The following is a 17,391-nucleotide window of genomic DNA, read 5'->3' on the forward strand; positions in this document are numbered from 1 at the left end:
TCAGGCCGGGCTCGACACCTTTCGGGCCTTCGCCCTGTCGAACCCGAGCCTGTGCTCGCGATAGATGATGAATATCCCCGCCGCCGTAACGATGGTGCCGCCGATCAGCATCTCGGCGGTGGGGATTTCACCAAAGACCAGGAAACCCACGACGATCGCGAGAATCATCGAGGAATATTCGAACGGCGCCACTGTGGTGATGTCGGCGTGCCGATAGCTCTCGGTGAGGAGAATCTGGGCAACCCCGCCGGCAATTCCCGACATCGCAAGGATCAACGCTTCCTCGAAGCTCAGCGGCACCCATCCGAACGGAATGGAGGCGAGCCCGATGACCGTGGACACGAGCGAAAAATAGATGACGATGGTCGAGCTGCGTTCGGTCTTGACGAGGTTGCGCACCGTGAGCATCGCGGTGGCCGAAACCATGCAGGCGGCGAACGCGGCCAGCGCGCCCTCGGCCTGCGGCCCCCAGCCCGCTCCATCGCCCGACAGGAACGTCAGGCGTGGCCACATGATGATGATGACGCCCACCAGCCCCACCACCACCGCCGTCCAGCGGAACATGCGGATCTTTTCGCGCAGGAACACCGCCGAAAAGATCACGATGAACAGGGGCGTCGCGTAGTTGATGGTCGTGGCTTCGGGCAAAGGCAGGCGGGTGAGCGCGAAAAAGATCATCAGCATGCCCGAGGTGCCGATCATCCCACGGAAGATATGAGCCCCCAGCCGGCTGGTTCTGAACCCGGCGACCAGTTCCCCGCGCAGGCCGAGCAGCACGAATACCGGCACCAGCGCGAAGGCCGACCTGAAAAAGATGAGCTGCCCCACCGGCACGCCCTCGGCGCCCTTGATGATGGCGCTCATGGCGACGAAAACGAAAACCGAGGCGATCTTGAGCCCGATGCCCACCATCACCCCGGATCGGCGCGCCCCGTCGGCCTGGGCCGGTTCGGGCATGGATGACGATGGCCGTGGCTTGGACACAGGAAGCACTTTCGAGGCGGGGAGATGGCCCGGAACGGGCGGAACACGCCCCTATCGCTAGCCCCCTTTGGCATGCGTGACAAGTTATGCGGGCAAATTTGAAGATAGGACGAAACGAATTGCAATGGCGTCACGTTTGCGCTGTAGGCAGAGCTGGCAGGACGCGCTAGTCTCTCCGATAATCAAGAGAGCCCCCAAGGTCCCCCATGTCGCAAATCATCAAAATCTTCGCCCTCCTCTTATCCTCGGCGCTCCTGATGATCGCGGGCGGCATGCATGGGCTGATCCTGCCGGTCAGGGGCTCGGAGGAAGGGTTTTCGCTCCTCGCGCTGGGCCTGATCGGAACGGGGTGGTCGATCGGCTTCATTTCCGGCTCGATCGCCGTGCCCCATCTTGTCCGCCAGGTCGGGCACATACGTTCATACGCGGTGATGGCCGCCGTCGCGTGCATGACTATCCTCTTGAACCTCATCTTCATCCACGATTATGCTTGGATTTTCCTGCGCATCTTTTCGGGCTTCTGCTTTGCCGGCGCGGCGATGATCGTGGAAAGCTGGCTCAACGAGGTTTCCGACAATGAGAGCCGGGGCACGACGTTCTCCATCTATGTGAGCGTGACGCTGTTCGCCTCGACCGCCGGGCAGATGACCATCGCGGCGACCGGAGTGGCTGGGTATATTCCGTTCGTCCTCGCTGCCATCGCCTATATCGGCGCGGTGCTGCCCACGGCGGTGACCCGAACGCCCCAGCCTGCCCCGCTGCAGGCCGTCTCCCTCGATATCGGGCTGCTCTACAAGACCTCGCCCATCGCCGTGGTCGCCGCGTTTTCGATCGGCATGGCCAATGGTGCGTTCGGTACGCTGGCGCCGGTTTACGGCATCGAGCGCGGGTTTTCGACGGCGACGGTGGCCTATCTCATGAGCCTCGCCATTGTTGCGGGCGCCATCGCCCAGGTGCCGCTCGGCCGTCTTTCGGACCGGATCGACCGGCGCAAGGTGATGATGGGCGTGGCCATCGTGGGGGTAACGGCGGGGATATTGACCATCCTCTTCAACCCCGGCGACAACGCCCTGCTCTATCTATTCTTCGCCCTATACGGACTTGCGGCCTATTCGCTCTACGCGATCGCGGTGGCCCATGCCAACGACTTCGCCGACGAGGGAAGCTTCGCCAAGGTGGCATCGGGCATGCTGGTGGTGCTGGGTTCGGGACAGATGCTGGGCCCGATCGTCGCCTCGCAGATGATGCAGGCGTTCGGCCCCTCCGCAATGTTCGCCATTCCCGTGCTGTTCCACGGCCTTCTGGCCGCAACCGCCTATCTGCGCATGCGGGTGCGCGAAGCTGCCCCGGCAGAAGACCGGGCGCCGTTCCAGCCCATGCCGTCCGAGCGGATCGTTACGGGCGAAACGGTGGCGCTCGATCCGCGTTCGGACGACAGTGGCGCCCCCGCCGATGATTCCACTCCCACGCCACAGGCAGGCTGAGCCATGTTTCCTTTCAAGATCGATGAGAGCCATCCCTTCGTGCCCGTGACCTTCGCCGTGCTGGCCGTATCGGACACGCGAACGCTCGAAACCGACACCTCCGGGGCACTGCTCAAGGAATTGATCGAGGGGTGCGGGCACCGGGTGTTCGAACGGGCTGTGGTCAAGGACGATCGCGAGGCCATCGCCGGCCACGTCAAGGCGTGGGTCGCCGAAGAGGGGATCGACGTGGTGCTGACCACCGGCGGCACCGGCTTTTCAGGCCGCGACGTCACCCCCGAAGCCGTCGAGCCGCTGTTCGACAAGCGGATGGATGGTTTTTCGGTGCTGTTTCACCAATATTCGGCAACGACGATCGGCACTTCGTCCATCCAGTCTCGGGCGACGGCGGGGCTTATCGGCACCACTTTCGTTTTTTGCCTGCCGGGCTCGCGCGGGGCCTGCCGAGACGCCTGGGAAGCGATCCTTAAGCATCAGTTCGACAGCAGGCATGTGCCTTGCAACTTCATTGAAGTGATGCCAAGGCTGAGCGAGCGTTAATGTTCTCCCTTTGATCTTTGTTCTTGTTTCGTTCCATGTGTTTCGCTAAAGTTAATGGAACGGACAGGCTGCGATTCGGCTTGTTCCAGTGGATGGAATGGAGCCCTCAATGGCAGACCTTGGAGCGAATTCTGGACATGGCGAAGCGCGGCGCCGGCTGTTCGGTACGCGCGACATGGATTTGTTGAGCCGGCCCATGCTGGACTCGCCCAAGTTGCGTGGACGCGGGGCGGCTTCCAATGAGAGCGGCAGGTTCGAGCCACACAAGCGCGAAATGTTCGCCGACGGCTGGGAGCCGGAGCCCGAGGAGGCGTTCGAGACGCGCGAGCATGTCGAACGGGCCAAATCGATCATAACGCGCAATGTCTCACCCGATATCGGGTTCGATCGTTCGATCAATCCTTATCGCGGCTGCGAGCACGGGTGTTCTTATTGCTTTGCGCGGCCCACCCACGCCTATCTCGGCCATTCGGCGGGGATCGATTTCGAGCGCGACATCTATATCAAGGTGAACGCGGCGGAGTTGCTGCGGGCCGAATTGGCCAATCCGCGCTACAAGCCCAAGCCGATTGCCATCGGCACCAATACCGATCCCTACCAGCCGCTGGAGCGGAAATACAAGGTGATGCGCTCGGTGCTCAAGGTGTTGCTGGAGGCGAAACATCCGGTGACCATCGTCACCAAATCGGCATTGATCGTGCGCGATCTCGATATCCTCACCAAGCTCAACAAGCTTGGGCTCGTTTCGGTGGGCATTTCGGTCACGTCGATGGACCATAAGCTTTCGCGCTTCATGGAGCCGCGTGCCTCAACGCCCTCGCGCCGGCTCGAAGCGATCAGGCTGCTGGCCGAATCGGGCATTCCCACCCGGATCATGGCCTCGCCGATGATCCCGGCGATCAACGATCATGAGCTCGAACGCATTCTCGACGCGGGCAAGGCGCAGGGCGCGATGACGGCCTCGATGATCCTCCTTCGGTTGCCGGGTGAGGTGCGCGACATCTTTCGCGAATGGCTGCTCAAGAATTATCCCGACAAGGTCAAGCACGTGATGAACCTGGTGCGCGACTATCGCGGGGGCCGCGACAACGATCCGCGCTTCGGCTCGCGCTTTACCGGCGAGGGTCCCTATGCGGTGCTCATGCATCAGCGTTTCGAAAAGACCATCGCCCGACTGGGGCTCGACGAGACGATGACACCGCTGCGGACCGATCTTTTCGCACATCCGCAAAAGGAAACGGGGCAGTTGAGCCTTTTCTGAAGCGAAGGGAAGACCGATGACAGACGCGGGGACGCTGGCGCAGGAATTCTGGTGGCGCATGGGCACCAATGAATGGTCGCTCGCCGCCGGGCTGTTTGCCGATACTGTCGAAATCGTCTGGCCGCAATCGCGCGAAGTGATCGGTTCGGCCGAGGATTTCATCGCGATCAACGAAAACTATCCCGCGCACGGGAAATGGACCTTCAAGGTTCTGCGCGTATTAGGGGAAGGCGGTCATGCGGTGACCGAAACCGAGGTGTCGGACGGCAAGGTCACGGCATTGGCGGTTTCGATCTTCGAGTGCGCCGATGACCGGATCGTGCGGATCACCGAATATTGGCCCGAAGCGTTCGAAGCTCCGGCGTGGCGGAAACAATGGGTGAGCATACGGCGCGATTGATCCGCCGCCGAAAATCGGCACCCTAGCGAAATGCCGAAAACTGATTCGCCATCCGCCGTTCCGGACGTCCCCAGCTATGAGCTGGAAGCCGCCGCGCTTGCGGGCGGACGTGCGATGGTTGCCGGCGTCGACGAGGCCGGGCGCGGTCCGCTGGCTGGACCGGTCGTTGCCGCCGCGGTGGTGCTCGACCGCCATGCGATCCCCGCAGGGCTGAACGATTCCAAGAAATTGACCGAAGAAAAGCGCGAAGCGCTGTTCGAGCAGTTGATGGTTTCGGCCCACGTCGCCTTCTGCGCCGCGCCGGTCGAGGTGATCGACAGGCTCAACATCCGCGGCGCGACGCTCTGGGCCATGTGCCGAGCCCTCGACGCCCTGCCCGTTAAGCCGGACCTGGCGCTGATCGACGGGCGCGACATTCCCGAGGGATTGTCGTGCGCGGGTCAGTTCGTGATCGGCGGTGACGGCAAAAGCCTCTCCATCGCCGCCGCCTCTATCGTCGCCAAGGTGGTGCGCGACCGCATGTGCCACGTAATGGATTGCGGCATGCCGCACTACAATTTCGCCCGGCACAAGGGCTATTCCACGCCCATGCACCTCGAGGCATTGGCCGCCCATGGTCCGTGCGAACTCCATCGCATGAGCTTTGCCCCCGTACTCGCAGCGCGGCGTTAAATTCTCCAGAAATTTGGCTGCCCCGTCGGCATGGGGCCGTTTTGCGCGTCCTCGTATCAATGAGGCCGCTTGCACGCCTCATTGGCACGCAACGTTCCAAAGGAGGATACCGTGCGCAAACCCCTGCTCGGCGCCATTGCCGCCGCCGGATTCGCTTTTTGCACGTCCGTTTTCGCCCAATCCACATCGTCGCCCATGGAGGGCCAGACAATGTTGCCCACACCTTCCCAATCCGGCTACGCCCCGGTCAACGGCGTCGAAGTCTATTATGCCATCTATGGGGCGGGTGAGCCGCTCATCCTTCTCCATGGCGGGCTGGAGACGACAGAGATGTTCGGCCCGGTGCTCACGGCGCTGGCCGAAGGCCGGCAAGTGATCGGCGTGGAGCTCCAGGCACACGGCCATACGCTGCCCTTCGACCGGCCGATGAGTTGGGAAGCGCTTGCGACCGATGTCGCCGAACTCATCGGCTATCTCGGGCACGAGAGGGCCGATGTCATGGGCTATTCGCTAGGCGCCGGAGTCGCCTTGCGCATGGCGATCGACCATCCCGAGGTCGTCGACAAACTCGTCGCGGTTTCGACGCCTTACGCCTTTTCGGGCTGGCACGACTACAACCGCGAGGGCATGCAGTCGATCGGGCCCGAACTCGCCGAGGGCATGATGCAATCGCCGATGTATGAATCCTATGTGCGGGCGGCGCCCGATCCGGACAATTTCCCGCGCCTGCTCGAACAGATGGGGCCGTTTATCGGTAAGGATTACGATTGGTCCTCGGAGATTGGAGACATCGAGGCGCCGACGCTGCTGGTCTATGCCGACTACGACAGCGTCAAAATCGCCCACGCCGCCGCGTTCTTCGAGCTCTTGGGAGGCGGCCAGGCGGATGGCGGATGGGCCGGCGAAGGCATGACGCCGAATCGCTTCGCGGTAATCCCCAGCGCCACTCACTATTCGATCGGCTCCGATCCGCGCCTTGCGGAGACGGCCATAGGTTTTCTCGACGCCGAAAACTAGGTCCTGGCGCCCCAGCCGGCACAATGTCGGTCGGGGCGCTAACCGTCCGTTAACCCTACCGTTTAGCCGGCACTTAACCCTAACGCGGCTACAACTGGTCCATTAGTTTTGCGTTAGGGTTATCAGTATGTTGCGTACCGGTTCAGCCGCGCGGAAGCGCGTCGAAGAGGCGTTTGAAAGCCACCTGCCTATCGATACTATCCTGGTTGGCGACTGCATTGCGCATATGAACGCGCTGCCCGAGGCTTCGGTGGACCTGATCTTTGCCGATCCACCTTACAATCTGCAGCTCGAAGAAGGGCTTACCCGCCCCGATCAGTCCAAGGTCGACGCCGTCGATGATGATTGGGACAAGTTCGAGAGCTTCGCCCATTACGATAAATTCACCCGCGCCTGGATGGCCGCCGCGCGGCGGATCTTGAAGCCCGACGGGGCGATCTGGGTGATCGGCTCCTATCACAACATCTTCCGGGTCGGCACCGCGCTGCAGGATCTGGGGTTCTGGATGCTCAACGACGTCGTCTGGCGCAAGGCCAACCCGATGCCGAACTTTCGTGGCACGCGCTTCACCAATGCCCATGAAACGCTGATCTGGGCCTCGCGCAGCCAGAAAAGCCGGCCGACCTTCAATTATGAAGCGCTGAAGCTCTCCAATGACGACACCCAGATGCGCTCCGACTGGCTGTTTCCGATCTGTACGGGCGGCGAGCGGCTGAAGAACGCCAATGACGAAAAGGTCCATCCCACGCAAAAGCCCGAGGCGCTGCTCTATCGCGTGCTGATGGCGACCACCAAGCCCGGAGACGTGGTGCTCGACCCCTTCTTCGGGACCGGAACGACAGGCGCGGTCGCCAAGAAACTGGGGCGCCGCTTTATCGGGATCGAGCGCGAAAACGCCTATATAAACGCAGCTTTGAAACGCATTGCGGCCATCAAACCGCACGATTCCCATGCGATCGAAACGACGATACCCAAGCGCTCCGCGCCCCGGATACCGTTCGGTTCGCTGATCGAACAGGGGCTAATCGCACCGGGTACGAAACTTTTCGATGCGGCCAGACGTTACTCTGCCGTGGTTCGTGTCGATGGTTCGCTGGTCAGCGACGACAAAAGTGGTTCCATCCACCGGGTCGGCGCTTTGGTGCAGGGCTTCGAGGCCTGCAACGGCTGGACCTTCTGGCACTATGAGGACAAGGGCCGGCTGGCTCCCCTCGACGATCTCCGCGAACGCGTTCGCGCTTCGCTGGACAAACTTTCTGCCTGATTTCGACCTCCAATCAGTCAGGCATTCTCGCCCCCGGTTTCGCCCGGGGGCGCTTTTTTAGGCCTCACGGGCCGCACCACGAAAGTCATGACGGGCTAAAACCGCCCTATGACTTTCGCCGGCCCTCCGGCGGGGCGCGCGAGGTCGTCGCGCGGGGTCGTCGCTATGCTCCTCCGACCACGCCGCCGACCTTGAGCACCTTGCGGAAAAGGCTCGGCAGGGCTTCGTTCTCAAGCCGTTCCTCATCGGCCCACCACCCCTCGTCCAAGGCATGATCGGCAGCTATCAACCAGACGATCAATGTGAGATGGAAATGGGTGAAGGTATGGTCGACCTTCCCAGCCTCGCGCCAGCTTCCCGGGAAAGGGAACTCCGCAGCCCCCTCCCCGTCGGTCCACGCGCTCCCCGGCACCTCGGTCATTTTGGCCAGCATCCCCTTGGGACCGCGCTGCCGCACGAAGACCTTTCCGCCGTGGCGGATGACGAAGGCGTGGCCGTGGCGATGCGGTTTTTCCGCCTTGGCGGGCGGCACCGGATAGGCCAGCGGGTTGGCCGTCCGCGTGCCGGCGCAGTCGGGTTCGAGCGGGCAGATGAGACAATTGACGCGGCGCGGGGCGCAGATGGTCGCGCCCAGATCCATCATGGCCTGCGCGAAATCCCCTGCCCGCTCGGGAACTGCGGCCTGAACCGTGGCGCGCACCAAAGGCTTTTCATCGCGGACCGGTTTTTCCAACGCCAGATAGCGCGCCACCACCCGATCCACATTGCCGTCGACCACCGCGACAGGCTCGTCATGGCAGATCGCGGCAATCGCCGCGCTCGTGTAATCCCCGATCCCCGGCAGGTCGCGCAAGGCAGCGGCAGTTGTGGGAAAGACACCGCCATGCCGTTCCACGACCGCCACGGCACAGGCATGCAGATTGCGGGCGCGGGCATAGTAACCCAGCCCCGCCCATTGGACGAGAACGGCATCGAGCGGTGCGGCGGCGAGATCGTGGACCGTTGGCCAGAGCGTGGTGAACGCCGCGAAATATTTGCGCACAGCCGCGATGGTCGTCTGCTGCAGCATGATCTCGCTCAGCCAGACGAAATAGGGGTTTGGCCTTACGCCCTTTGCCCGATCGGCCGGCGGAACCCGCCAGGGCAGGACGCGCGCGTGCCTGTCGTACCAGGCGAGCACGGGTTTGGCGTCGATTGCAGCGATTGGGGAGTGTTGCGCGGGGGCGGTCTGGGCCATAATGAACTGGTATAAGCTTAGCAAACCTTGGCGCAAGCATGGCCGGAAAATCTTCACCACCAAAGCGCAAGAACCGCACGGTGCAACTGGGCGACGTGGTCGGCGGCATGCTCGATCCCGCCCTGCGGCGGCGCGGCTTTGCCAATCGCGAGCTCATCGTCAACTGGCCCAGCATCGCGCCTGCCCCGTGGAACCGGGCCACCCTGCCCGACAAGCTGGTGTGGCCGCGCAAGGATCGGCCCGATCCCGAAGGGGCCGTTCTCTATGTGCGGTGCCTCGAGAGCCACAAGGTGATGCTTCCCCACGAAGCGCCGGCGATCGCCATGGCGATCAATCGCTATTTCGGCTATCTTCTGGTCCGTACGGTGAGGCTGTCGCTCAACACGCTGTCCTTGCCCCAACCCGCAGCCGCGCCGGCACGGCAAAGCCTGAGCCTGGAAGCGCGGGGCAGAATTGCCAGCGAGATCAGGGATATCGAGGACCCCGAACTGCGGGCGGCGCTCGAAAAACTGGGGCGCGGGGTGTTGGGCAAGGGCAAACAGTGAGGTGGAAGCATTTTTTCACCTCCATGTGAACGCTCTGCCCCCTTGCCGCCGGACTCGTGCCGTGTAGTGTGCGCGCATAATCGTTGAGCCATTAAGGAGTAAGCCGTTGTCGCTCAATCGCAGAAGCCTGTTGATCGCCGGATCAAGCGTCGGCCTTGCAACCCTTGTCTACGGATGCAGCGACTCGAACGCCGAGGCCGAAGTCTCCGCCAATGTCGTCACCGAAGTCGAACCCGCCGCCGATGGCGAGGTCGCACTTTATGACGGCTCGCAGATCGAGCCGATCAACGGCGACACCATCAACAACCCGCCGCTTCCCGACCGTCCGATGGGCGGCGTCGATGCGACGGTGACGATCGTTGAATACGTCTCGCCGACCTGCCCTCACTGCGCCAATTTCCACATGACGGCGCTGCCCCAGCTCAAGGAAGAGTATATCGACACCGGCCGCATCCGGTTCATCGCCCGACCCTTCCGCCGCAACGTGCTCGATCTTGCCGTGTTCATGGTCGCCGAGGCGGCTGGCAACCAGTACAACGAAGTGCTGTCGGCCTATATGGAAACCCAGAATGTGTGGGCCGCGAGCCAGAATCCGCGCCAGGCGATCTTCGAAGTTGCCGAACAGTTCGGGTTTACACAGGAAAGGTTCGAGGAAATCTTGACCGACGAAGAATTGTTGGCTGCATTGGAAGCAACCCGCGAGCAGGCGCTGGAGCTGGGGCTACAAGGCACGCCGACCTTCTTTATCAACGGCGAGAAATTCGAAGGCAATGCCACTTACGAGACGCTTTCCGCCGCAATTGAGGAACGCCTCTAATCACGTCTTTTCTCGGGGCGCGTGAATGAAGTTCTCGCGCCTCAAGCTTCTGGGCTTCAAATCCTTCACCGATCCCGTCGAACTCGTGCTCGAACCCGGCATCACCGGGGTCGTCGGCCCCAATGGGTGCGGCAAATCCAATCTGGTCGAGGCCCTGCGCTGGGTGATGGGCGAAAGCTCGTACAAGGCCATGCGCGGCTCGGGCATGGATGATGTGATCTTTTCGGGCTCGGGCAACCGCCCGGCCCGCAATTCCGCCGAAGTCACCGTCGTTCTCGACAATACCGACCGGACGGCGCCCCAGCAGTTCAACACAGTCGATACGCTGGAAATCACCCGCCGCATCGAGCGCGAAGCCGGCTCGGTCTATCGCATCAACGGCCGCGAAGTGCGGGCGCGGGACGTGCAGTTGATGTTTGCCGACGCCTCGACGGGCTCGCGCTCCCCCGCCCTCGTTCGGCAAGGCCAGATCGGTGAACTGATCGCGGCAAAGCCGACGCAGCGGCGCGCGTTGCTGGAAGAAGCGGCCGGGATTTCCGGGCTGCATTCGCGCCGGCACGAAGCCGAGCTGCGTTTGAAAGCCGCCGAGCAAAACCTTGAGCGCGTCGACGACATCATAGCCCAGGTCGAAGTGCAGCTCGAAACCCTCAAGCGCCAGGCTCGGCAGGCGACGCGCTATCGCGCGCTCTCCGGCGACATCCGGCGCGCCGAGGCGACGCTTTATCATATCCGCTGGGTCAAGGCCCGCTTTGCCGAAAAAGAGACCGAAGCCCAGCAGGGACGGTTGATAAGCCAGCTCGCCGAGGCGAGCCATCTGGAGCATCAGGCCAAAAAAATCGTCGAGGCGATGGATGCAGAACTCCAGCCTTTGCGCGATGCCGATGCGGCGGCGGGCGCCGTGCTGCAACGGTTGACGATTCTGCGCGGGCAATTGGAAGACGAGTTGCGGCGCGCCAATTCGCGACGGGCCGAACTCGACGACAGACTCAAGCAGATCGAGACCGATGTGGCGCGTGAGACCGCGTTGATCTCCGACAGCGATGGGTTGATCGAAACGCTCGAAGGCGAGCGGGCCGAGCTGACCGAAACGGCCGAAGCCGAGAATGAAGCCAGCGAAATGGCACGCGCCCAGGCCGAAGAGGCGCGGGCGGCGCTCGATGAGGCCGAGGCCGCCGCACGCGCCGCAGCCGACGCGGTGGCGGCGATCCGCGCGCAACGGGCGCAGGCGACCCGCGCCGCCGAAGAGGCCAGCCAGCGCGTGGCGCGGCTGCAATCCCAGCAGGCCGACATCGCCCGCGACGTGGCCGCTCTCGAAGCGAGCCTTTCGGCCGATCATACGGTGTCGGAACGGCAGGCGGCGCTGGACGAAGTGCTCGAAGCCTTCGCCATAGCCGAGGCCGAAGTCGAGACTGCGGAGATCGAAACCGCCGAGGCGCGCATGGCGTTCGAGGAAGCGCAGCCGGCTCTCCTCGATATCGAAGCTCGCCTCAACAGGCTCGAAAGCGAGGCCGAAACGCTGGCGCGCGTGCTCAATGTGGATGGCGGATCGCTGTGGCCAGCCATCGTCGACGCGCTCAAGGTGGCCACCGGTTTCGAAACGGCCCTGGGCGCCGCGCTGGGCGACGATCTGGAAGCCTCCAACGATGACGCGGCGCCGCTCTATTGGCGGGAGACGACGCCGACCGGGGACGATCCGGCGCTGCCCGCAGGTGTGGTGGCGCTTTCGGCATATGTTTCGGGCACGCCGCTCCTCAAGCGCCGTCTCGATCAGATCGGGCTTGTGGACAGCCCCGAGGACGGTGCGCGGCTGATGGGTTCGCTCACCGCAGGCCAGCGGCTGGTGAGCCGTGACGGCGGATTGTGGCGCTGGGACGGGTTCGTCGCCAAACCCGACGCCCCCACCCCGGCGGCGCAGCGACTGGCGCAGCGCAACCGGCTTGGCGAGCTCGACAGCGAAATCGCCGGCTTGCGTTCCGCGCGGGGCGACGCGCAGGCGCAGATTGCCGCCTTGCGGACGCGGGTGGAAACGGCGCGGGATGCCGAAGTCGCGCGGCGCAACAACTGGCGCGAGGCGCAACGCGGCATTGCCGCCGCCCAGGCAGGGCTCGATGCCGCCCAGAAAAACCTCACCGAGCTTTCGGCGCGCCGTTCGGCGCTGACCGAATCGCAAGGCCGGATCGAGGACGATCTCGCCGAAGCCGTGGCGATTGCCGAAGAGGCCCAGGTCGCGCTGGCCGAACTCGGGGCCGAAGGCGACGCAATCCGCGAGGCCGAGACGCGGCAGCGGGCACTCGCCAATCTGCGCGAGGCTGCCGAGCAGGCGCGCATGCGTCTGGCCGGCTTTGAGAGCGCATCGCAAATGCGCAGCTCGCGTCTGTCGCGCATCGGGCAGGAGCTGGAGAGCTGGCAGCGCCGCCGGGACGGCGCGCAAAGCCAGATCGAAACGCTCAATCGCCGTCGCGGCGAGATCGAGGGGCAGATCGGCGAACTCAACGCGACGCCCGACGCCTTCGATCAAAAGCGCGCAGAACTCGACGATCAGATCGAGGACGCCGAATACGCCCGCAAGCGCGCATCAGACAAGCTGGCCGAGGCACAGACGGCGTTTCGTGAAGCCGACAAGGCCGCGCGGCTGGCGACCGAAGGGCTGGCCGACACGCGGGCGGAGATGGCGCGGGTCGAAGAGCGTCTCAAGGGCAATGTCGCGGCGCGGCAGCAGATCGAGCGGCAGATCGGTGAAATTCTAGGTATTTCCGCCGACCGCACGGCGGAGGCCGCCGGGATCAAGCCCGAAGCCGCCCTGCCCGAGGAAGCGGCGACCGAAGCGCGTGTCGATAGGCTCAAGGCCGAACGCGAACGGCTTGGCGGGGTCAACCTCATGGCCGAGCAGGAGGCCGAGGAGGTTCAGGACAAGCTCGACAAGATGGTGGCCGACCGCGAAGATCTGATCGCGGCCATCGCCAAGCTCAGGACGGGCATTTCGAACCTCAATCGCGAGGGCCGCGCGCGACTCAACGAGGCGTTCGAAAAGGTCAACACGCACTTCCGTGAACTGTTCACGACCCTGTTCGGCGGCGGAACGGCGGAGCTGACGTTCGTCGAAAGCGACGATCCGCTCGAGGCCGGGCTGGAAATCATCGCTCGCCCGCCGGGCAAGAAGCCGCAGACCATGACGCTGCTTTCGGGCGGCGAGCAGGCGTTGACGGCGATGAGCCTGATCTTTGCGGTATTCCTCACCAACCCCGCGCCGATCTGCGTGCTCGACGAAGTGGACGCACCGCTCGACGACGCCAATGTCGAGCGGTTCTGCAATTTGCTCGATTCCATGCGTCAACGCACCGAAACCCGCTTTGTCGTCGTCACCCACAACCCGATCACCATGAGCCGCATGGACCGGCTGTTCGGCGTCACCATGCCCGAACGCGGCGTGAGCCAATTGGTATCGGTCGATCTGCGCACCGCTGAAACCTTTCTGGAGGCAAGCTGATGACACCCGAACTGGCCAATATCGCAATCATCGTCGCCCGGCTGCTGGTGGGCGCGTTGTTCATCATTGGCGGGTTACGCCACTTCCCCGTGCTCGACGCGATGACCGCGGCGATGAAGGAACGCGGCGTCCCCCAGCCCAAGGCGGTGCTGATCGTTGGCACGATCTACCAGATCGTGCTCGGCATCACGCTTGCGCTCGGGCTGTTCGTTGTCCCTTCGGCTCTTGGGCTTATCGCGTTCACGATTATTGCGACGTTCATGATGCTCAATTTCTGGGACAAGGAGGGAGCGCAGCGGGCGGCGCTGTTTAACGGCTTTCTGTCCAATGTCGCGATCGTGGGCGGGCTCCTGGCACTGGCGGCGACCGCCTGATCGGCGCAACAGAATCTCTTGGCCTGTCATGGTGCGACCACAATCGAAGCGTTGACGCAATGCCGCACCCGTATCTTTCCACATCAAGCCATTGATTAGCCTGCATAATTTGCCGTCCACGCGTGCTTGACACCTTGGGGAGCCCCAACTATGGTGCGCGCGACTTTGAAGGCACCCTCTTGCCGGGTGTCCGGCTGGGCTGGAGCGGTGGTTTGAAGTGACCAATCCGAACGACGATCCTGCCGGAAAATCGCCTTCCCCGGGCCAATCGGAGACATCCGATCTGGCGGCTCGGATCAGGAAGGCGCAGGAAGCGCGTGCTGCGGCAAATGCCAGCCAGCAGGCGTCCCGGCAGGAAGATATGTCGACGCTGGCGCGGGGTTTACGCATCGGCGCCGAGTTTGTGGCAGCCATTCTGGTCGGTTCGGGTATCGGCTACCTGATTGACATGTTTGCCGGCACGGCACCTTGGGCTTTGCTCATCATGTTCATGCTGGGGTTTGGTGCTGGAATTTTGAACGTCACTCGTGTAGTGGCGGAGCTGAATGCGAACAAGACCGGGTCGAAAGACGCGGACGGTATGGACTGAAGGGCGAGATAGGGGCTTAGACCTTGGCGAACGATCCGATTCACCAATTTGTCATCTACGACATCTTCACCCTCGGAACCATCGGCGGCGATGGAACGGCGGGCAGCGGAATCACCCTTTCGTTCACCAATTCATCCCTGTTCATGGTGCTGACGACGCTGACGATCTGCACCTATCTGATCCTGTCCACCCGCGGTCGCGGACTGGTGCCCAATCGCTGGCAGCTCTCGAGCGAAATGGCGTATGAATTCGTCGCCAACATGGTGCGAAGTAGCGCTGGAACCGACGGGATGAAGTTCTTCCCGTTCGTCTTCTCGCTGTTCATGTTCATCTTCATCGGCAACATGTTCGGCATGGTGCCCTATTTCTATACCTTCACCAGCCAGATCATCGTTACTTTCGCCCTGGCTATGCTGGTGATGGCCGTCGTCGTGGGCTATGGGTTCTACAAGAACGGTCCGAAATTCCTCAAGCTCTTCGTTCCCAGCGGCGTTCCGGCCTATATCGTGCCGATCGTGACGTTCATCGAGGTCATCTCCTTCCTCTCGCGTCCGATTTCGCTCTCGGTTCGTCTGTTCGGCAACATGCTGGCAGGACACATCACACTCAAGGTATTCACCGGCTTCGTGGTTTCTCTCGCTTCGCTGGGTGCGCTCGGCGTCCTGGGGGCCATTCTGCCGCTTCTCATGGGCGTCGCGATTACCGGTCTCGAATTCCTGGTGGGCTCGGTTCAGGCATATGTCTTTGCCGTTCTGACCTCCATGTACCTCAACGATGCGCTCCACCCCTCGCATTAAACTCCAATCGACTTCGTTACATTTCAGGCTTTGAAAGGATCACAAAATGGAAGCTGAAGCCGCAAAGTACATCGGTGCCGGCATCGCGTGTCTGGGTATGGCGGGCGCCGCCATCGGCGTGGCCAACATCTTCGGGAACTTCCTCTCGGGTGCGCTGCGCAATCCGTCGGCCGCTCCCAGCCAGTCGGGCAATCTGATCTTCGGTTTCGCCGTGACCGAAGCTCTGGGCATCTTCTCGTTCCTGGTTGCCCTTCTGCTCCTGTTCGTGGTCTAATTTTCCACAACAGCCTAACGAAAGGTGGCCGGAGCACGCTTCGGCTGCCTTGTCATGTGTCGGCACTCGAGCCGGCCCACCAGACTTTCCAATTGGCGGATAGCGCATGATTAGCCAGGTCCAGGCTCAGGAAGCGGCAGTCGAAGAGGCCGTAGAGCCGCTCGAGTCCAACATCGTCTCGCTCGAAGAGTCTCCGGACGGCGAAACGCACGAAGTGGTCGGCGCCGCTGGCGAAGAGCACGTTACGGGTGTTTTTCCTCCCTTCGATGCGACGACTTATCCCTCCCAGCTCCTGTGGCTGGTGATTACCTTCGCCGCGCTTTATTTCGTGATGAAGCGGGTCGCCCTGCCCCGGATCGGCGAAATCCTCGAGGAACGTCGCGACCGGATCGAAGGCGATCTGGCCGAGGCCGAGCGGCTTCGCCAGAAGACCGACCAGGCAATCGCCTCTTATGAAGCAGCGCTTGCCGAGGCACGGGCCAACGCCCACAAGATTGCCGAGGCAGCTCGCGCCGAGAACAAGACCAAGCTCGACGCTGCTCGCGCCAAGGTCGAAGCCAATCTCGCCAAGAAGGTGACGGAGGCGGAAGCCAGGATCGCGGAAACCAAGACCGAAGCCCTGGGGCATGTGGACGAGATCGCCACCGAAACCGCTCAGGCGGTCGTGGCCCAGCTCGTCGGCAATGTCTCGGATGCCGACGCCCGCGAAGCGGTCGTCAAGGTCAGCAAGGAGTAATCGGAAATGGAACTCGATGCCACTTTCTGGGCCCTCATTGCGCTTCTGATCTTTTTTGCGATCGTCATCTATTTCAAGGCTCCCAGCCTCGTCACGCGCACGTTGGACGCCCGTATCGCCAAGATCGAAGCCGATCTCGACGAAGCCCGGCGTTTGCGCGAGGAAGCCCAGTCGCTGCTCGCCGAATATGAGCGCAAGCGCAAGGCCGCCGAAAGCGAAGCCGAGGATATCGTCGCCGCGGCCAAGGACGAAGCCGAACGCCTGACCGCCGAGGCCGAAGCGGCGCTCGAGGACATGGTTGCCCGCCGGACCAAGGCCGTCGAGGACAAGATCGCACAGGCAGAGGCCCAGGCGATTTCCGAAGTGCGGGCACGGTCCGCCGATGTCGCCATCGAGGCGGCGAGGCTGCTGCTTGCCGATCAGGTCAAGGAAAACGGCGGCGCGCTGGTCGATCAGTCGATCAAGGATGTCGCCAGCCGGCTCAACTGAGAGCCGAACGATTGGAATTTTTGAACGGGCCCTTCGGGGCCCGTTTTTTGTGAGCATGAAAAGGAGAGAGCAATGAGCATCGAACGCCTTCACCCCGGCCCGCGCATGAGCCAGGCCGTCAAGCACGGCAACACCCTGTATCTGGCCGGTCAGGTGGCCAATGACGAATTCGCGACGATCGAAGAACAGACCGCACAGGTGCTCGCCAAGATCGATGCGCTTCTCTCCGAAGCGGGCAGCAGCAAATCCAAGGTGCTCTCCGCGCAGGTACTGCTGACCAACATCGTCGATTTCTCTGCAATGAACTCAGTCTATGACAAATGGGTCGATCCGGCCAATCCGCCGGCCCGTGCATGCTATGAAGCGCGTCTGGCCTCGCCGAACCTGCGGGTGGAAATCATCGCCGTAGCGGCGCTGGATTGAT

The 17,391-nt window shown here is 62.7% G+C and carries 19 protein-coding genes; 17 read left to right on the top strand and 2 right to left on the bottom strand.

Annotated features, from left to right (window positions below; all coding sequences use genetic code 11):
• Window positions 1-957: a DMT family transporter gene (locus V4T21_RS15600; RefSeq protein ID WP_332718515.1), complete on the bottom strand. Its 957-nt coding sequence runs from the start codon at window positions 955-957 to the stop codon at window positions 1-3.
• Window positions 958-1,190: 233 nt separating this feature from the next.
• Between V4T21_RS15600 and V4T21_RS15605 the strand changes: the two genes are divergently transcribed.
• The 7 genes from V4T21_RS15605 (at window position 1,191) to V4T21_RS15635 (ending at window position 7,622) form a co-directional block, all read left to right on the top strand.
• Window positions 1,191-2,468, top strand: a complete 1,278-nt coding sequence (locus tag V4T21_RS15605) for an MFS transporter (protein WP_332718517.1) — start codon at window positions 1,191-1,193, stop codon at window positions 2,466-2,468.
• 3 nt (window positions 2,469-2,471) lie between these two features.
• On the top strand, window positions 2,472-3,008 hold the full coding sequence (gene moaB, locus V4T21_RS15610) for a molybdenum cofactor biosynthesis protein B (protein WP_332718519.1): 537 nt from the start codon (window positions 2,472-2,474) through the stop codon (window positions 3,006-3,008).
• Window positions 3,009-3,117: 109 nt separating this feature from the next.
• Entirely contained in the window at window positions 3,118-4,269 is a 1,152-nt protein-coding gene (locus tag V4T21_RS15615) for a PA0069 family radical SAM protein (RefSeq protein ID WP_332718522.1), read from the top strand.
• A gap of 16 nt (window positions 4,270-4,285) precedes the next feature.
• Window positions 4,286-4,669 (top strand): nuclear transport factor 2 family protein, encoded by a 384-nt coding sequence (locus V4T21_RS15620; protein ID WP_332718525.1) that lies wholly within the window; start codon window positions 4,286-4,288, stop codon window positions 4,667-4,669.
• Window positions 4,670-4,699: 30 nt separating this feature from the next.
• On the top strand, window positions 4,700-5,341 hold the full coding sequence (gene rnhB, locus V4T21_RS15625) for a ribonuclease HII (RefSeq protein WP_332718527.1): 642 nt from the start codon (window positions 4,700-4,702) through the stop codon (window positions 5,339-5,341).
• A 111-nt stretch (window positions 5,342-5,452) separates the two neighbouring features.
• On the top strand, window positions 5,453-6,358 hold the full coding sequence (locus V4T21_RS15630; protein ID WP_332718529.1) for an alpha/beta fold hydrolase: 906 nt from the start codon (window positions 5,453-5,455) through the stop codon (window positions 6,356-6,358).
• Between the two features lie 127 nt (window positions 6,359-6,485).
• Complete coding sequence (locus V4T21_RS15635; RefSeq protein WP_332718531.1) at window positions 6,486-7,622, top strand: site-specific DNA-methyltransferase; 1,137 nt, start codon at window positions 6,486-6,488, stop codon at window positions 7,620-7,622.
• Between the two features lie 163 nt (window positions 7,623-7,785).
• On the opposite strand, the gene V4T21_RS15640 is transcribed toward V4T21_RS15635, so the two are convergent.
• A complete protein-coding gene (locus tag V4T21_RS15640; RefSeq protein ID WP_332718532.1) occupies window positions 7,786-8,859 on the bottom strand; it encodes an A/G-specific adenine glycosylase in 1,074 nt (357 codons plus the stop codon).
• A 38-nt stretch (window positions 8,860-8,897) separates the two neighbouring features.
• Between V4T21_RS15640 and V4T21_RS15645 the strand changes: the two genes are divergently transcribed.
• The 10 genes from V4T21_RS15645 (at window position 8,898) to V4T21_RS15690 (ending at window position 17,390) form a co-directional block, all read left to right on the top strand.
• Window positions 8,898-9,404: a DUF721 domain-containing protein gene (locus V4T21_RS15645; protein ID WP_332718535.1), complete on the top strand. Its 507-nt coding sequence runs from the start codon at window positions 8,898-8,900 to the stop codon at window positions 9,402-9,404.
• 106 nt (window positions 9,405-9,510) lie between these two features.
• A complete protein-coding gene (locus V4T21_RS15650; protein ID WP_332718537.1) occupies window positions 9,511-10,221 on the top strand; it encodes a DsbA family protein in 711 nt (236 codons plus the stop codon).
• A 25-nt stretch (window positions 10,222-10,246) separates the two neighbouring features.
• Window positions 10,247-13,708 (top strand): chromosome segregation SMC family protein, encoded by a 3,462-nt coding sequence (locus V4T21_RS15655; RefSeq protein ID WP_332718539.1) that lies wholly within the window; start codon window positions 10,247-10,249, stop codon window positions 13,706-13,708.
• Window positions 13,708-14,082, top strand: a complete 375-nt coding sequence (locus V4T21_RS15660; protein WP_332718542.1) for a DoxX family protein — start codon at window positions 13,708-13,710, stop codon at window positions 14,080-14,082. The genes V4T21_RS15655 and V4T21_RS15660 overlap by 1 nt, the downstream gene beginning before the upstream one ends.
• Before the next feature lie 217 nt (window positions 14,083-14,299).
• Window positions 14,300-14,671: an AtpZ/AtpI family protein gene (locus V4T21_RS15665; RefSeq protein WP_332718544.1), complete on the top strand. Its 372-nt coding sequence runs from the start codon at window positions 14,300-14,302 to the stop codon at window positions 14,669-14,671.
• Between the two features lie 23 nt (window positions 14,672-14,694).
• A complete protein-coding gene (locus V4T21_RS15670) occupies window positions 14,695-15,468 on the top strand; it encodes a F0F1 ATP synthase subunit A (protein WP_332718547.1) in 774 nt (257 codons plus the stop codon).
• A 46-nt stretch (window positions 15,469-15,514) separates the two neighbouring features.
• A complete protein-coding gene (locus V4T21_RS15675) occupies window positions 15,515-15,742 on the top strand; it encodes a F0F1 ATP synthase subunit C (RefSeq protein ID WP_332718548.1) in 228 nt (75 codons plus the stop codon).
• Between the two features lie 106 nt (window positions 15,743-15,848).
• Window positions 15,849-16,478, top strand: coding sequence for a F0F1 ATP synthase subunit B (locus V4T21_RS15680; RefSeq protein ID WP_332718550.1), 630 nt, complete (start codon window positions 15,849-15,851; stop codon window positions 16,476-16,478).
• 6 nt (window positions 16,479-16,484) lie between these two features.
• On the top strand, window positions 16,485-16,967 hold the full coding sequence (locus V4T21_RS15685) for a F0F1 ATP synthase subunit B family protein (protein WP_332718552.1): 483 nt from the start codon (window positions 16,485-16,487) through the stop codon (window positions 16,965-16,967).
• A gap of 72 nt (window positions 16,968-17,039) precedes the next feature.
• Window positions 17,040-17,390, top strand: coding sequence for a RidA family protein (locus V4T21_RS15690; protein ID WP_332718554.1), 351 nt, complete (start codon window positions 17,040-17,042; stop codon window positions 17,388-17,390).
• The last annotated feature ends 1 nt before the right edge of the window (window position 17,391 follow it).

Origin of the sequence: Pelagibacterium mangrovi, from assembly GCF_036662815.1 — a bacterium.
Classification (GTDB): Bacteria; Pseudomonadota; Alphaproteobacteria; order Rhizobiales; family Devosiaceae; genus Pelagibacterium; species Pelagibacterium mangrovi.

What these genes read in the sequence shown, in the direction of transcription:
- V4T21_RS15645 (WP_332718535.1), top strand. Translation starts at nt 8,898, where the DNA reads ATGGCCGGAAAATCTTCACCACCAAAGCGCAAGAACCGCACGGTGCAA.
- V4T21_RS15660 (WP_332718542.1), top strand. Translation starts at nt 13,708, where the DNA reads ATGACACCCGAACTGGCCAATATCGCAATCATCGTCGCCCGGCTGCTG.
- V4T21_RS15685 (WP_332718552.1), top strand. Translation starts at nt 16,485, where the DNA reads ATGGAACTCGATGCCACTTTCTGGGCCCTCATTGCGCTTCTGATCTTT.
- V4T21_RS15635 (WP_332718531.1), top strand. Translation starts at nt 6,486, where the DNA reads ATGTTGCGTACCGGTTCAGCCGCGCGGAAGCGCGTCGAAGAGGCGTTT.
- V4T21_RS15690 (WP_332718554.1), top strand. Translation starts at nt 17,040, where the DNA reads ATGAGCATCGAACGCCTTCACCCCGGCCCGCGCATGAGCCAGGCCGTC.
- V4T21_RS15640 (WP_332718532.1), bottom strand. Translation starts at nt 8,859, where the DNA reads ATGGCCCAGACCGCCCCCGCGCAACACTCCCCAATCGCTGCAATCGAC.
- V4T21_RS15605 (WP_332718517.1), top strand. Translation starts at nt 1,191, where the DNA reads ATGTCGCAAATCATCAAAATCTTCGCCCTCCTCTTATCCTCGGCGCTC.
- V4T21_RS15680 (WP_332718550.1), top strand. Translation starts at nt 15,849, where the DNA reads ATGATTAGCCAGGTCCAGGCTCAGGAAGCGGCAGTCGAAGAGGCCGTA.
- rnhB (WP_332718527.1), top strand. Translation starts at nt 4,700, where the DNA reads ATGCCGAAAACTGATTCGCCATCCGCCGTTCCGGACGTCCCCAGCTAT.
- moaB (WP_332718519.1), top strand. Translation starts at nt 2,472, where the DNA reads ATGTTTCCTTTCAAGATCGATGAGAGCCATCCCTTCGTGCCCGTGACC.
- V4T21_RS15620 (WP_332718525.1), top strand. Translation starts at nt 4,286, where the DNA reads ATGACAGACGCGGGGACGCTGGCGCAGGAATTCTGGTGGCGCATGGGC.
- V4T21_RS15615 (WP_332718522.1), top strand. Translation starts at nt 3,118, where the DNA reads ATGGCAGACCTTGGAGCGAATTCTGGACATGGCGAAGCGCGGCGCCGG.
- V4T21_RS15600 (WP_332718515.1), bottom strand. Translation starts at nt 957, where the DNA reads ATGCCCGAACCGGCCCAGGCCGACGGGGCGCGCCGATCCGGGGTGATG.
- V4T21_RS15655 (WP_332718539.1), top strand. Translation starts at nt 10,247, where the DNA reads ATGAAGTTCTCGCGCCTCAAGCTTCTGGGCTTCAAATCCTTCACCGAT.
- V4T21_RS15675 (WP_332718548.1), top strand. Translation starts at nt 15,515, where the DNA reads ATGGAAGCTGAAGCCGCAAAGTACATCGGTGCCGGCATCGCGTGTCTG.